This is a genomic window from Xanthomonas sp. 1678 (assembly GCF_031455575.1).
Classification (GTDB): domain Bacteria; phylum Pseudomonadota; class Gammaproteobacteria; order Xanthomonadales; family Xanthomonadaceae; genus Xanthomonas_A.
Genome location: NZ_JAVDSZ010000001.1, coordinates 209,463 through 223,020 on the forward strand (window position 1 = coordinate 209,463; position 13,558 = coordinate 223,020).

The following is a 13,558-nucleotide window of genomic DNA, read 5'->3' on the forward strand; positions in this document are numbered from 1 at the left end:
CGCAGCCGCTGAGCCGTTCAGATGCTGGGATGGCACTCCTTCGGCCGCATCCCCATCTTCCGCACATGGACCTGTTCGCTTCCACCGACGACCTCCCGCATTGCCTGGTGGCCGATGCCGAGGGCGGCATCCGCTACTGGCCGCAGCTGATCGAGCCGGCGCTGGCGCAGGCCTGGTTCGAGGCGCTGCGCGACGGGGCGGCCTGGCAATGCCTGCGCCGGCCGATGTACGACCGGGTGGTGGACGTGCCGCGGCTGCTGGCGTCGTATCGCCTGCAGGCGCTGCCCGAGACCCTGCCGCTGCGCGACCTGCATGCCGCGGTGCAGGCGCGGGTGCCGGCGCCGTACTCGGCGGTGGGCTTGAACCTGTACCGCGACGGCCGCGACAGCGTGGCGATGCACAACGACAAGCTGCACACGCTGGTGGCGCCGCATCCGATCGCGCTGGTGTCGCTGGGCGCGCCGCGGCGCATGAACATCCGCGCCAAGGCCGGCGACCGCCGCAGCATCGCGGTGGAACTGGCGCCGGGCAGCCTGCTGGCGATGAGCCATGCCTCCCAGCTCACCCACGAGCACGGCATCCCGAAGACGGTGCGGCCGGTGGCGCCGCGGATGAGCGTGGTGTTCCGGGTGCGGCCGATGGACGGAGCGCCCGCCGATGGCGCCGCCGATTCCGCATAATGCAGGCCTGTTCCCGTCAGGAAGGCCGCATGACCGCTCTCACCGAACGCTACGCGCGCGCCGTCGACTACGCCCGCATCGCCCACGCCGGGCAGTTCCGCAAGGGCGGCACGGTGCCGTATTTCAGCCATGTGCTGGGCGTGTCGACGCTGGTGCTGGAAGCCGGCGGCGACGAGGACCAGGCGATCGCCGCATTGCTGCACGATGTGGTCGAGGATTGCGGCGCCGGCCACGAGGCGGTGATCCGCGCGCAGTTCGGCGACCAGGTCGCGGCGATCGTGATGGGCTGCACCGACGCCAGCGCCGAGCGCAAGGCGGAACCGGAGGACGTGCCGGCCAGGCGCCGCGACTGGCGCACCCGCAAGCAGGCCTATCTGGCGCACCTGCACGACGCGCCGGGTGCGACGCTGCTGGTCTCGGCCTGCGACAAGCTTTACAACGCGCGCAGCATCGTCGCCGACCTGGAAGACCCGGCGACCGGCACCGACGTGTTCGAGCGCTTCACCGCCGGGCGCGACGGCACCTTGTGGTACTACGCCGCGCTGCTGGAGGTGTTCACCGCGCGCGGTACGCCGATCCTGCGCCCGTTCGCGTCCAGCGTGAAGCGGATGCATGCGTTGGCCGGGGTGGCGTTCGCTTAGCTGCCGATGGCGGATCGCGGGTGCGCCACCGTGCGCAGCCTCGCGCGCGTCGGCCGTATGCGTACGGAGATGCCGGCCTTCGCTTTGCGTCCGCGTGCCCACTGTCGCGGGTGCTTCCGGCATCGACTTCACCGTAGGCTGTGAATCGCAGCGCGCTTGCGCTCATTCGCCGTCGGCAATGAGTACTTCGTCCGCCCCGGTCGATGCCTCCAGGAACTCCACGAACTCCACGACGCGCTCCTGCCGGCTGCCGGAAAGCAGCGTCGCCAACGTCCTCTGATGGGTCGGATAGATCCTGCACGTCCCGTAGGGATCGATATGCAGGCCGGTCCGGTTCCTGAGTTCGCCGAACGCGCGCTCGAACAGGGCCAGCTCCGAATCGGCGATCGCGAACGACGGCCGCACGCCTTCGTCGTCGGATAGGTAGGAGATGTCCAGCATGCGCGGCCGTCGATGCAGCGTCGGAGGCGAAGGTGTTTTCTGATCGCGCTGCTCAGGATGGCAGGAATTGCTCGAACGACCCCAGATAGTCGAGCTTGCCCACCGCCACGCCTTGCTGGCGCAGGATCGCGTGGGCGGTGGCGACGTGGAAGAAGAAATTCGGCAGGGCGAAGGTCAGCAGGTAGTCGCTGCCGTTGAAGTCGGCTTTCAATTTGCCGGCGCTCAGCGACACCGCGCGGTCCTGGGCGCCGTCGAGGGCAGCCGCATCCACGCTGTGCAGGAAGCGCTGCGTGGCGGCGATACGCTCGCCCAACTGCGCCAGGGTGGTTTCCTCGTCCGCCATCTTCGGCGGCACGACGTCGCTGAGGCGGCCGATGGTGTTCTTCGCAGTGTCCGACGCGCGCTGGATCTGCGCGGCGAAGCCGAACATGTCCGGCGCCAGGCGTGCGTCGACCAGCGCCTGTGGATCCTGGCCGTTCTCCTGCGCGTGGCGTTCGGCCAGCGCGACATAGTGCTGCAGCACGTCCAGGCCACGCAGGAACACCGGAACGGAAAGGCGATACATCGAGACGGACATGAGCGGTTTCCTTGAAGACGATAGGGGCCGGGCGCAGGCCGGCGACGGCGCAGCACCACTTGGATGGGGCGTTGCGGATCGAACACAAGGGCGACCCTCGTCGCGGCGGGTGCGGTGCGTTCCATACCCGCGCGTACTGGCAGCAGGATGGCGCCGCTGCGCGGCGACGAAGGGCGGTCGCGTCCGTTGATTGCGGAATTTTGTCTGCCCTCATCCAGCCCACCATTCCCGAAAGGGAGCCATGGCCCAGATGGGACAAGGAACAGTCGCAGCGCTTTAGCCCCTCTCCCACCGGGAGAGGGGTTGGGGTGAGGGTACGGCGCGAAGCGTCCCGTTGATCGACTGTGCGAGGCGAGCCTGTCGTCCCCGGCCGCAAACGTTGAGTGCGCCGCTGCCGCAGGCGCGGCCTCCCAGAATGGGTGATTGCCCGCAGCGCTGCCGCATCGCATGCTGTGTGGCGTCAATACCCGTTACCCACAAGGATGCCGATGAGCCTGGCCGATACCCGTCGCCATCAGATGTTTCCGGTGCTGGAGCCCGCACAGGTGGAGACCGCGCGTCGCTTCGCCAGCGGCGCGCCGCGCACGTTCGCTCCGGACGAGGAAGTCTTCGCCGTCGGCGACCATCCGGCGCCGGTGTGGCTGGTGCTGCAGGGCACGATCGCGGTGGTGCGCCGCGACGGGCTGGGCCACGAGAAGCCGGTCACCGAACACACCGCAGGGCAGTTCAGCGGCGAGGTCAGCCAGCTGGCCGGCCGCGCCTCGTTGGCCGGCGGCCGCGCCGGCGCCCAAGGCTGCGTCGCGGTGCCGTTCGACGCGGCGCACCTGCGCTCGCTGATGATCAGCTCGGCCGACGTCGGCGAGATCGTGATGCGCGCGCTAATCCTGCGCCGGGTCGGATTGATCGAAGGCGATACCGCCGGTTCGGTGCTGATCGGCGAGCCGGGCGAGGCGCGGCTGACCCGGTTGCAGGGCTTCCTGACCCGCAACGGCTATCCCAACACCTTCCTGGATGCGGCCAACGACGACGAGGGCCGCGCGCTCGTCGAGCGCCTGGGCATCCATCACGACGAACTGCCGTTGATGGTCTGCCCCAGCGGCACCGTGCTGCGGCGTCCCAGCGAGGCCGAGGCCGCGCATTGCCTGGGCATGACCCCGGAGCTGGATCCGCAAAAACGCTATGACGTGGCCATCGTCGGCGCCGGCCCGGCCGGCCTGGCGACTGCGGTGTACGCCGCCTCCGAAGGCCTGTCGGTGCTGGTGCTGGACCAGCGTGCGATCGGCGGCCAGGCCGGTGCCTCGGCACGGATCGAGAACTACCTCGGGTTTCCCACCGGCATCTCCGGCCAGGCGCTGGCCGGACGCGCCTACAACCAGGCGCTGAAGTTCGGCGCCGAGCTGGCGTTGCCGCTGGAAGTGGCGCAGCTGCATTGCGATGCGGCCACCGCCGAGGACTGCAGCGCCGCGCCGTTGCAATTGCAGATGCGCGATGGCCTGCGCGTGCAGGCGCGCACCGTGGTGATCGCCTCGGGCGCGCGCTACCGGCGCCCGGACATCGCCAACCTGGCCGCGTTCGAAGGCAACGGCGTGTCGTACTGGGCCTCGCCGGTGGAGGCGCGCTTGTGCGAAGGCGAGGAGGTGGCCTTGGTCGGCGGCGGCAATTCCGCGGGCCAGGCGGTGGTGTTCCTGGCGCCGAAGGTGAAGCGCCTGCACCTGATCGTGCGCGGCGCCGGGCTGGAGGCGTCGATGTCGCGCTACCTGATCGAGCGCATCGCCGCGTTGCCGAACGTCGAGCTGCACACCGGCACCGAAGTGGTGTCGCTGCAGGCCGACGCGTCGCAGCGCCTGGCGAGCGCGGAGTTCCGCGACCGCGCCACCGGCGCCACCCATCGCTGCGATCTGCATCACCTGTTCCTGTTCGTCGGCGCCGATCCCAACAGCGCCTGGGTCGACGGCTGCGTGCGGCTGGATCACGCCGGCTTCGTCGTCACCGGCGCCGAGCCGGAACTGGGCCAGGTGCCGGCGCTGCCGTTGGAGACCGACCGCCCGGGCGTGTTCGCGATCGGCGACGTGCGCGCCGGTTCGGTCAAGCGGGTGGCCGCGGCGGTCGGCGAGGGCGCCGCGGTGGTCGCGCAGATCCATCAATTCCTGGCACGGCGCAGTGCGCCCGCCGCAACCGAGAGAGGCAGCCGATGACAGCGCGTTGTTCCCACCTTGCCACCATTGCCGAGGTCACGCCGAGCGCGCGCGGCTGCGAGGAGTGCTTGAAGATCGGCAGCCCCTGGGTGCATTTGCGCCTGTGCCGCAGCTGCGGCCACGTCGGTTGTTGCGACGATTCGCCCAATCGTCACGCGACCAAGCATTTCCACCAGACCGCGCACCCGATCATCGAAGGCTACGACCCGCCCGAAGGCTGGGGCTGGTGCTACGTGGACGAGACCGAAGTGGAACTGCCGGACCAGACGCCGCAGTTGGGGCCGATTCCGCGTTACGTGTAGCGTGAGGCCGCTCGCGCCGCTGCAGCGCAATCTGGCCACGCGTTTGGCATGTTGAGCTTCGGACAGCGTCGGGACTGAAGTCCCTCCCACAGTGCACCCAGGCGGTTTGCCGCAAGCCCCTGTAGGAGCGGCTTCAGCCGCGACAGACACTGCCAGACATTCCTGCACATCAAGATCCGGTCGGGGCTGAAGCCCCTCCTACAGAGCACCCAGCCAGCTCGCCGCAAGTCCCTGTGGGAGCGACTTCAGTCGCGACGAGCGAAGCGTGGAGCCAAGGACTGCGGACAGCGTCGGAACCGAAGTCCCTCCCACAGCGAATCCTGCCCATCGCGCATGACCTGTACACGGCGCATCGAGCCGACCCGCTAAGCTTGCGTCAGTTCCTGCCGACCGCTCTCACCCAATGCCCAAGTCCCCCGTTTCCACCGCCTCCGGCTTCGTCCGCGTCCGCGGCGCCCGCGAACACAATCTCAAGGACGTGGACGTCGAACTGCCGCGCGATGCGCTGGTGGTGTTCACCGGCGTCTCCGGCTCCGGCAAGTCGTCGCTGGCGTTCGGCACGCTGTTCGCCGAGGCGCAGCGTCGCTATCTGGATTCGATCTCGCCTTACGCGCGGCGTCTGATCGACCAGGCCGGGGTGCCGGACGTGGATGCCATCGAAGGCCTGCCGCCGGCGGTGGCGCTGCAGCAGCATCGCGGTGCGCCCAGTACGCGCTCGTCGGTCGGCAGCGTCACCACCATCTCCAATTCGCTGCGCATGCTGTATTCGCGCGCCGGCGACTATCCGCCGGGGCAGGCCATCATCTACGCCGACGGCTTCTCGCCGAACACGCCGGCCGGCGCATGCCCGACGTGCCATGGCCTGGGCCGCATCTACGACGCCACCGAGGCGTCGATGGTGCCGGACCGTTCGCTGAGCATCCGCGAGCGCGCTGTGGCCGCGTGGCCGCCGGCCTGGCACGGGCAGAACCTGCGCGACATCCTCACCACGCTGGGCCACGACGTCGACGTGCCGTGGGCGAAGCTGCCCAAGAAGACCCGCGACTGGATCCTGTACACCGACGAGCAGCCGACGGTGCCGGTGTATCCCGGCTTCAGCCTGATCGAGACCCAGCGCGCGCTGCGGCGCAAGCAGGAGCCGGCCTACATGGGTACCTTCAGCAGCGCGCGCCGCTACGTGCTGCATACCTTCGCCAGCACGCAGAGCGCGCTGATCAAGAAGCGCGTGTCGCAGTATCTGCTGAGCACGCCATGCCCGACCTGCGACGGCAAGCGCCTGCGCCGCGAGGCGTTGTCGGTGACCTTCGCCGGGCTCGATATCGGCGCCTTGTCGCAGCGTCCGCTCACGCAGGTGGCCGAGCTGCTGCGCCCGGCCGCGGCGGGCCGTACGCGCGATGCCAAGCGCCATCCCGAGCAGGCCATCGCCGCGCAGCGCATCGCCCAGGATCTGCTGGCGCGGATCCAGATCCTGCAGGAGCTGGGCCTGGGCTATCTCACCCTGGAACGCAGCACGCCGACGCTGTCGCCGGGCGAACTGCAGCGGCTGCGCCTGGCCACGCAGATCCGCTCGCAGCTGTTCGGCGTGGTCTACGTGATGGACGAGCCGTCCGCCGGCCTGCATCCGGCCGATGCGCAGGCGCTGCTGGCCGCGCTGGACCAGCTCAAGGCCGCGGGCAATTCGCTGTTCGTGGTCGAACACGAAATCGACGTGATCCGCCATGCCGACTGGATCGTCGATGTCGGTCCCGGTGCGGGCGAGCAGGGCGGGCAGGTGCTGTACAGCGGTCCGCCGGCCGGGCTGGCGCAGGTCGCCGCCTCGTCCACGCGCCGCTACCTGTTCGCCGAACAGGCGCCGATCGCGCATGCGCCGCGCGCGCCGAGCGCGTGGCTGCAACTGCGCGGGATCACCCGCAACAACGTCACCGCGCTGGACGTGGATATTCCGCTGGGCGTGTTCACCACGGTCACCGGCGTGTCCGGCTCGGGCAAGTCGTCGCTGGTCAGCCAGGCGCTGGTGGAACTGCTGGGCGCGCATCTTGGCCAGGAGCGCGTCGATCCGGAAGAAGGCGTGGACCCGTTGGAGCGCGGTACGCAGGTGGCGACCGACGGACGCGTCGCCGACGGCCTGCAGCACGTGCGGCGCCTGGTGCAGGTGGACCAGAAACCGATCGGCCGCACCCCGCGTTCCAACCTGGCGACCTACACCGGCCTGTTCGACCATGTGCGCAAGCGCTTCGCCGCCACGCCGGCCGCGCGCAAGCGCAAGTACGACGCCGGCCGCTTCTCGTTCAACGTCGCCAAGGGCCGCTGCGAGACCTGCGAGGGCGAGGGCGCGGTGTTCGTGGAATTGCTGTTCATGCCCAGCGTATACGCGCCGTGCCCGACCTGCCATGGCGCGCGCTACAACGCCAAGACGCTGGAGATCGAACTGCGCGGGCACAATATCGCGCAGGTGTTGCGCATGACCGTGGCGCAGGCGGCGGAGTTCTTCGCCGACGATGCGGCGATCGCGCGTCCGCTGCAGGTGCTGGGCGAGGTGGGACTGGGCTATCTGCGGCTGGGCCAGCCCGCTACCGAACTGTCCGGCGGTGAGGCGCAGCGGATCAAGCTGGCCACCGAGCTGCAACGCGCGCAGCGCCGCGACACCGTCTACGTGCTCGACGAGCCCACCACCGGCCTGCATCCGGCCGACGTGGACACGCTGCTGCGCCAGCTGCACGGCCTGGTGGAGGCCGGCAATAGCGTGGTCGCGGTGGAGCACGACATGCGCGTGGCCGCGGCCAGCGACTGGATCATCGACATGGGGCCAGGTGCCGGCGATGAAGGCGGTGAGGTCGTCGTCGCCGGCGAGCCGCAGGCGGTGGCGCGACATGCCGGCAGCCGCACCGCACCTTTCCTGGCGGAGGCGCTGCAGGGCTGAGGCGCTGCGAAGGGGCGGTGCGGCAAGCAACCGCAGCGCGCCATCCTCGCGGAGACGTGCAGAGCTGCGCGTTTTCTACGTTTCAGTGGCAACGCAACTGCCGCAAGTGGAACCGCCCGCGTGCAAGGACGTTGCCGCAGGCGCGGATACGCAGCAGCCTTGCGCTCTATGCATCGATTGCGGTGCAGCGCAATGCGGCGTTCCCGCGCCAGCCGATGCCGGCGCGGGAACCGCCGCGCTCAACCGACGTTGCCGCGGCCGCCGACGCTGCTGAAGATGCTGCCGGTGGTGAAGCTGGATTCCTGCGAGGCCAGCAGCACGTAGATCGGCGCGATCTCGGCCGGCTGGCCGGGCCTGCCGGTGGGACCGTCGGCGCCGAAGGTCTTCAACTTGTCCATGAACTGCCCGCCGCTGGGCTGCAGCGGCGTCCAGTACGGGCCGGGCGCGACTGCGTTGACGCGGATGCCCTTGGGCGCCAGCTGCTTGGCCAGGCACTTGGTGAAGCTGACGATGCCGCCCTTGGTGGTGGCGTAGTCGAGCAGCGCTTCGGGCGGATCGTCGGCCACGATCGAGGTGGTGCTGATGATCGAGGCGCCGGGCTTGAGGTGCGGCAACGCGGCGCGGGTCACCCAGAACAGCGCGTAGAGGTTGGTCTTGAGGGTGTCGTCGAACTGCTGGTCGTCGATGTCCAGGATCGACTGCTGCGCGGTCTGGCGCGCGGCGTTGTTGACCAGGATGTCCAGCCCGCCGAGCTGGCGCACGGCCTGATCGATCAACTGCCTGCAGAACGCGGCGCCGCGCAGATCGCCGGGGATGGCCACCGCCTTGCGCCCGGCCGCGCGGATCAGCGCGACCACCTCGCGCGCGTCCGACTCCTCCTGCGGCAGGTAGTTGATCGCCACGTCCGCGCCCTCGCGCGCGAAGGCGATCGCCGCGGCGCGGCCGATGCCCGAATCGCCGCCGGTGATCAGCGCCTTGCGCCCGGCCAGGCGGCCGGACCCGACGTAGCTGGACTCGCCGTGGTCCGGCATCGGCACCATCTTCGACGCCAGGCCCGGCCATTCCTGCTTGGGCGTATCGAACGGCGGGCGCGGATACTGGGTGCGCGGGTCCTGCATCGGCGGCCTGCTGCCGGCGGCGCCGGTGCCGGCCGCCGCGGCCTGCGCGCCGGCGCTGCCGGACATCGCCAGCGCGCCGCTGGCGGCCAGGCTGCTGCCCAGGACGCCGAGCGCGCGGCGGCGGCTGGCGGAGTGGTTGGGATCGTGATCGCTCATGGCGCGGCTCCTCGGTGGGGGAAGATGCGGCGGCGCGGGCATTGCCGTCGCGCCCGCCCGTTCGGCGTCGTCCGCCAGGTCCGGCAGCGCTGCGGGCAGCGGCGGGGCGCATGCGGACGAACGTCGGGCAGCGCCATCTCAGCGCCGCGCCCGGCACCGCGGCGTGAGTGCGAGGTGCTGCCGACGTGAAGCGAACCGGTTGTGCGCGTGGGATGCGCGTGGCGCCGAGGGCGAACGGCCGAGTGTGGCGCGCCGGCGCTCTGCCAGCGGTTCGAAGCTGGTGGACACGCCGGCGGCCTTGTCGAAGGCGCCACCCACAACTGCGCGGTTCCCGAGGTAGGTGCTGCAGTGATAGCGCGTTGCGTCCTGTAGGAGCGGGTTCGGCCGCGACCCCGGCTTACTGATGGTGTCTGTCGCGGCTGAAGCCGCTCCTACAGGGCTCGCTGTTGCGAAAGGCTCCCGCGTCTCAGCCCGTCAATTCGAAACTGGCGGAGACGCCCGCAGCTTCGGCCGATGGCGCCACCCACACATCGAACACGCCCGGCTCCACGGTCGGCGTCAGCGCCTGGCCGACGAACAGCAGGTCCTCGCGGCGCAGCGCGAATTCCACCGCGACGCTGCCGCCGGCCGGCACCGCGACCTTGCGGAAATCCTTCAGCTCGCGCACCGGCCGGGTGACGCTGGCGCTGCGGTCGCGCACGTACAGCTGCACCACTTCCTCCGCGTCGCGCGTGCCGCGGTTGTGGATGCGCGCGCCGATCCGCAGCGTGCCGCCGGCGGCCAGCCGCGCATCGCTCAGTGCCAGTTCGCCGTATTCGATGCGGCCGTAGGTCAGGCCGTGGCCGAACGGGAACAGCGCGGCGTTTGGCACGGTGCGGTAGTGGGTCTTGTACGGCTGCAGCGCGTCCGGGCGCGGGTCGGGGCGGCCGCTGGGCTTGTGCGCGTAGCTGTACGGCACCTGCCCGGATTCGTGCGGGAAACTCACCGGCAGGCGCCCGGACGGAGCGTGCGCGCCGAGCAGGATGTCGGCCAGCGCCGCGCCGGACGCCGAGCCCAGGAACCAGCTGACCAGGATCGCCGGCGCCTCCAGCACCGCGCCGTCGAGCACCAGCGCGCGGCCATTGCTCAGCACCACCACCACCGGCGTGCCGGTCGCCGCCACCGCGGCCAGCAGCGACTGTTGCGCCGCCGGAATGACGATCTCGGTACGCGACTGCGCTTCGCCGGAATAGCGCAACGGCTCGCCGATCGCCAGCACCGCCACATCGGCGCCGGCCGCGGCGGCGACCGCGGCCTGCACCCCGCCGGGCAGGCTGTGGTCGAAGCCGCAGCCTTCCACCACCTGGAGCGCGTCGCGGTCGGCCAGTTGCGCGCGCATCGCGGTGGCCAGGTCGTTGCCGCTGTCGTCGCCGCCGAACAGCGTCCACGGGCCGGCGCTGTCCACCCAGTTGGCGGCCATCGGCCCGATCAGCGCGATGCGCTGGCCGCGACGCTTGAGCGGCAGCAGTTCGCCGTCGTTCTTCAGCAGCACCACCGACTTGCGCGCCGCCTCGCGCGCCAGCGCCAGCGTCTCCGGGCGTCGCTGCCGCGCCTGCGCGCGCTCGGGCACGATGCGCAGGAACGGGTCGTCGAACAGGCCCAGGTCGGCCTTGAACTGCAGCACACGGCGCACCGAGGCGTCGAGTTGCGCCATCGTCACCGCGCCATCGGCGACCAGGCCGGGCAGGTGCTGCAGGTACAGTCCGCTCTGCATGCTGATGTCCACGCCGGCCAGGAACGCCAGCCGCGCCGCGTCGCGCGCGTCGGTGGCGACGCCGTGCGCGATCAGTTCCTGGTCGCCGGTGTAGTCGGACACCACCAGCCCGCGGTAGTCCCATTCGCCGCGCAGCACGTCGCGCAGCAGCCAGCTGTTGGCGGTGGCCGGAATGCCGGCGATCTCGTTGAACGCGGCCATGGTGGTCATCGCGCCGGCGTCGAACGCGGCCTGGAACGGCGGGAAATACACCTCGCGCAGGGTGCGTTCGGAGATGTCGACGGTGTTGTAGTCGAGCCCGGCCTCGGCCGCGCCATAGGCGGCGAAGTGCTTGGGGCAGGCGGCCAGCGCGTCGGCGTGGCCGATGCCCTCGCCCTGGAAGCCGCGCACCCGCGCCTGCGCGAAGCGGCGGGCGAGCAGCACGTCCTCGCCGCTGCCCTCCACGCCGCGGCCCCAGCGCGCATCGCGGGCGATATCGACCATCGGCGCGAAGGTCCAGTCGATGCCGACCGCGCTGGCTTCCATCGCCGCCGCGCGCGCGGTGCGCCGCGCCAGTTCCGGCTCGAAGCTGGCGGCCTCGGCCAGCGGCACCGGGAACACGGTGGTGAAGCCGTGGATCACGTCGGCGGCGAACAGCAACGGGATCTGCAACCGACTCTGCAGCGCCGCCTGCTGCAGCTGCTGATGCCAGCGCACGTTGGAGCCGTTGAAGATGCCGGTCAGGCGCCCGGCGCGCGCCGCGGCCAGCTGGCCTTCGGCGGTGGGCCGTACGTTGACCGGATTGGCCGCCGCCGCGGCATCGGTCAGTTGCGCCGAGCTGGACAGGGTCAGCTGCCCGGCCTTCTCCTCCACGCTCATGCGCGCGATCAACGCGTCGATGAAAGCCGGCGTCCTGGCCGCGCCGCGCGGCAGCGCGAACCCCATCGGCACCTGCGACAGCAACGCGAACGAACCGGCGCCGAGCAACAGCCCACGCCGCGTGGTACGAAACGCCATATGTGGAGCCCCCGTCGGTCCAGGCGCAAACGCTAACGGATCGCCGAGGAAAAGCTGTGATGCGGTGCACGATGCGCTGCGAGCGGGGCGATGCTCTGACGCGCGAGGCTGGGCGCGGCCGGACGGCTGCCGGAGCTACTGCGACCACCAGCGCAGGTCGCCTTTCACCGAGAGCAGCCGAGCGATCCCGGCAGCGGAGCCGCGCCGGGACCGGGCGCCACCAGCGATGGGACGAAAACCGATCCGCCATCGCGTCCGGCCGCGCTCAGGCTTGGTACCACTCCAGGACATCCAGGAATTGCGCAGCCTGGGCAGCGCTGCCCAGGTACGACGCCAGGGCCGTCGCGACCGCGGTTCGCGCCGTGGCGAGCAGTTCGTCGGTGTCGTCGAACGCGTCGTCGCCCAGCTCCGCCATGGCGTTGGCGATGGTCGCCAGGCCGCCGAATGCGCTGTCCAGGCTGGCGGCCAGCCGCTTCGGTTGCCACGCACCGGCGCCGTGGAACGCGAGGAGGATTTCGCCGCTGGCGGTGTCCAGGATGAACGGGTCCGCGCCCTGGTCCGCGACCACCAGCCAGTGCTCGTTCCAGTCCGCAATGCGCTCGCCGCTGACCGCGTTCCAGCGGTAGCCTGCCTGGCGCTGCCAAAGCTTGTGCAGCGGCGGAATGTCGACCGGGTTGCCGCCGATGTCGAGCGACACGCCGGTTGGACCTACCTGCGCATGCAAGGTCTCGCCCCACGGCCCGACCTGCGCATAGAAATCGGCGAGCGCCGCCGGCAGCGGGATCGTGCCCTGCCAGTCGGACGCCGGCTGCGGGCGTAGCTCGCCCCAGGATTCGAGCAGCGTGCGAAGTGCGGCGTAGTGCATGGGCGTCCCTGCGGCAATCAATGTGCTCGGCACTGTACGTGCGAAGCAGGCAAATGTCGCGCGCCTCTGCGCATTGCCACACACGCACGAACCAGCGGCTGACAGTCGCACGCTGAGCGACCTGGTTGTCGCCCCATGGTCAGCTGTCGTGCCGAACGCGTTCGGTCTTACCTACCGGACGCTATGCGCGACCGGTCGCTATACGCGCGCGCCTGCGGGCGGTGAACTAGCGCTCCAGCCCGTCCGTCTTGCAACTCGGAGTGAGCAGCGTCTCATGGACGGCAACGAACGGCTTGCCGGCTGGATAGCGGCGACTGCGGACGGATTCCATCACTGCCCGATCGCAGACACGGTCTATGGACGAGCGGACGATATCGAGCTTGCCGACGGCGCCGCTGTCGAGGATTTCGAATGCCACCGTGACAGTGCAGCGCTTGTCCATAGCGGAAGCGCCGAAGCAAAAGTCGGTGGGCATCCGCAGCGGCGTAGCGGACAAGGGTTCCGGCGGCGTTGCATGCTCGGGAGCAGGCTGTTGCTGCGGTGTGCCGGCCAATGCCAGCACCAGCGCTATCAGCGGCGTTTGCATCGACGTCAGCTGCGGATTGCCGCGGTCGCGATCGTTACTGTCGGTCGGTGCTGGCCACGGCCTGCGCATCGCGCAGGTTGTCGCGTTGCGCCAGATCCTTGCCGATGCCGTAACCGAGGACGACGAGCACGAAGAGGAGCGAGAGCGCGCCGAACACGCTGCGCTGGAGGGCGTCGCCGCGCATCGCCGCACCGGCGGCGAGGCACGCGAATGCCGCGCTGAAGTAAAGCGGATTGGCAAGCAGGCCAAGAACCACAAACAGACTGCTGGCGCAGAACAACAGGGCAGCGGGCGTTACGCTCTTGCCGATGGACATGCTTGCTCTCCC

12 protein-coding genes are annotated in these 13,558 nt (G+C 70.2%); 5 read left to right on the plus strand and 7 right to left on the minus strand.

Features of this window, described 5'->3' with window-relative positions; all coding sequences use genetic code 11:
• Positions 1-65 precede the first annotated feature (65 nt).
• Entirely contained in the window at positions 66-680 is a 615-nt protein-coding gene (locus J2Y70_RS01065; RefSeq protein WP_309912392.1) for an alpha-ketoglutarate-dependent dioxygenase AlkB, read from the plus strand.
• A 29-nt stretch (positions 681-709) separates the two neighbouring features.
• On the plus strand, positions 710-1,321 hold the full coding sequence (locus J2Y70_RS01070; protein ID WP_309912394.1) for an HD domain-containing protein: 612 nt from the start codon (positions 710-712) through the stop codon (positions 1,319-1,321).
• Positions 1,322-1,483: 162 nt separating this feature from the next.
• On the opposite strand, the gene J2Y70_RS01075 is transcribed toward J2Y70_RS01070, so the two are convergent.
• Positions 1,484-1,762 carry a hypothetical protein gene (locus tag J2Y70_RS01075; protein ID WP_309912396.1) on the minus strand — a complete coding sequence of 93 codons (279 nt, stop codon included), beginning with the start codon at positions 1,760-1,762 and terminating at the stop codon, positions 1,484-1,486.
• A gap of 52 nt (positions 1,763-1,814) precedes the next feature.
• A complete protein-coding gene (locus J2Y70_RS01080; RefSeq protein ID WP_309912397.1) occupies positions 1,815-2,339 on the minus strand; it encodes a DUF1993 domain-containing protein in 525 nt (174 codons plus the stop codon).
• A gap of 488 nt (positions 2,340-2,827) precedes the next feature.
• Here J2Y70_RS01080 and J2Y70_RS01085 point away from each other — a divergent pair, with 488 nt between their 5' ends.
• The 3 genes from J2Y70_RS01085 (at position 2,828) to J2Y70_RS01095 (ending at position 7,756) form a co-directional block, all read left to right on the plus strand.
• Positions 2,828-4,534, plus strand: a complete 1,707-nt coding sequence (locus J2Y70_RS01085) for an FAD-dependent oxidoreductase (RefSeq protein WP_309912400.1) — start codon at positions 2,828-2,830, stop codon at positions 4,532-4,534.
• Positions 4,531-4,836: a UBP-type zinc finger domain-containing protein gene (locus J2Y70_RS01090; RefSeq protein WP_309912402.1), complete on the plus strand. Its 306-nt coding sequence runs from the start codon at positions 4,531-4,533 to the stop codon at positions 4,834-4,836. Before J2Y70_RS01085 ends, J2Y70_RS01090 begins: the two co-directional genes overlap by 4 nt.
• A gap of 403 nt (positions 4,837-5,239) precedes the next feature.
• On the plus strand, positions 5,240-7,756 hold the full coding sequence (locus J2Y70_RS01095; protein WP_309912404.1) for an excinuclease ABC subunit UvrA: 2,517 nt from the start codon (positions 5,240-5,242) through the stop codon (positions 7,754-7,756).
• 239 nt (positions 7,757-7,995) lie between these two features.
• On the opposite strand, the gene J2Y70_RS01100 is transcribed toward J2Y70_RS01095, so the two are convergent.
• The 5 genes from J2Y70_RS01100 to J2Y70_RS01120 all read right to left on the minus strand — a co-directional run bounded on the left by J2Y70_RS01100 (position 7,996) and on the right by J2Y70_RS01120 (position 13,546).
• On the minus strand, positions 7,996-8,940 hold the full coding sequence (locus tag J2Y70_RS01100) for an SDR family oxidoreductase (protein WP_369011073.1): 945 nt from the start codon (positions 8,938-8,940) through the stop codon (positions 7,996-7,998).
• Positions 8,941-9,496: 556 nt separating this feature from the next.
• A complete protein-coding gene (locus tag J2Y70_RS01105) occupies positions 9,497-11,779 on the minus strand; it encodes a glycoside hydrolase family 3 N-terminal domain-containing protein (RefSeq protein WP_309912407.1) in 2,283 nt (760 codons plus the stop codon).
• 265 nt (positions 11,780-12,044) lie between these two features.
• Positions 12,045-12,728 (minus strand): hypothetical protein, encoded by a 684-nt coding sequence (locus J2Y70_RS01110; protein ID WP_309912409.1) that lies wholly within the window; start codon positions 12,726-12,728, stop codon positions 12,045-12,047.
• Positions 12,729-12,870: 142 nt separating this feature from the next.
• Complete coding sequence (locus tag J2Y70_RS01115) at positions 12,871-13,230, minus strand: TonB family protein (RefSeq protein ID WP_309912411.1); 360 nt, start codon at positions 13,228-13,230, stop codon at positions 12,871-12,873.
• A 34-nt stretch (positions 13,231-13,264) separates the two neighbouring features.
• Positions 13,265-13,546, minus strand: coding sequence for a hypothetical protein (locus J2Y70_RS01120; protein ID WP_309912413.1), 282 nt, complete (start codon positions 13,544-13,546; stop codon positions 13,265-13,267).
• Between the last annotated feature and the right edge of the window lie 12 nt (positions 13,547-13,558).

What these genes read in the sequence shown, in the direction of transcription:
- J2Y70_RS01075 (WP_309912396.1), bottom strand. Translation starts at nt 1,762, where the DNA reads ATGCTGGACATCTCCTACCTATCCGACGACGAAGGCGTGCGGCCGTCG.
- J2Y70_RS01090 (WP_309912402.1), top strand. Translation starts at nt 4,531, where the DNA reads ATGACAGCGCGTTGTTCCCACCTTGCCACCATTGCCGAGGTCACGCCG.
- J2Y70_RS01120 (WP_309912413.1), bottom strand. Translation starts at nt 13,546, where the DNA reads ATGTCCATCGGCAAGAGCGTAACGCCCGCTGCCCTGTTGTTCTGCGCC.
- J2Y70_RS01080 (WP_309912397.1), bottom strand. Translation starts at nt 2,339, where the DNA reads ATGTCCGTCTCGATGTATCGCCTTTCCGTTCCGGTGTTCCTGCGTGGC.
- J2Y70_RS01105 (WP_309912407.1), bottom strand. Translation starts at nt 11,779, where the DNA reads ATGGCGTTTCGTACCACGCGGCGTGGGCTGTTGCTCGGCGCCGGTTCG.
- J2Y70_RS01065 (WP_309912392.1), top strand. Translation starts at nt 66, where the DNA reads ATGGACCTGTTCGCTTCCACCGACGACCTCCCGCATTGCCTGGTGGCC.
- J2Y70_RS01070 (WP_309912394.1), top strand. Translation starts at nt 710, where the DNA reads ATGACCGCTCTCACCGAACGCTACGCGCGCGCCGTCGACTACGCCCGC.
- J2Y70_RS01100 (WP_369011073.1), bottom strand. Translation starts at nt 8,940, where the DNA reads ATGTCCGGCAGCGCCGGCGCGCAGGCCGCGGCGGCCGGCACCGGCGCC.
- J2Y70_RS01085 (WP_309912400.1), top strand. Translation starts at nt 2,828, where the DNA reads ATGAGCCTGGCCGATACCCGTCGCCATCAGATGTTTCCGGTGCTGGAG.
- J2Y70_RS01115 (WP_309912411.1), bottom strand. Translation starts at nt 13,230, where the DNA reads ATGCAAACGCCGCTGATAGCGCTGGTGCTGGCATTGGCCGGCACACCG.
- J2Y70_RS01095 (WP_309912404.1), top strand. Translation starts at nt 5,240, where the DNA reads ATGCCCAAGTCCCCCGTTTCCACCGCCTCCGGCTTCGTCCGCGTCCGC.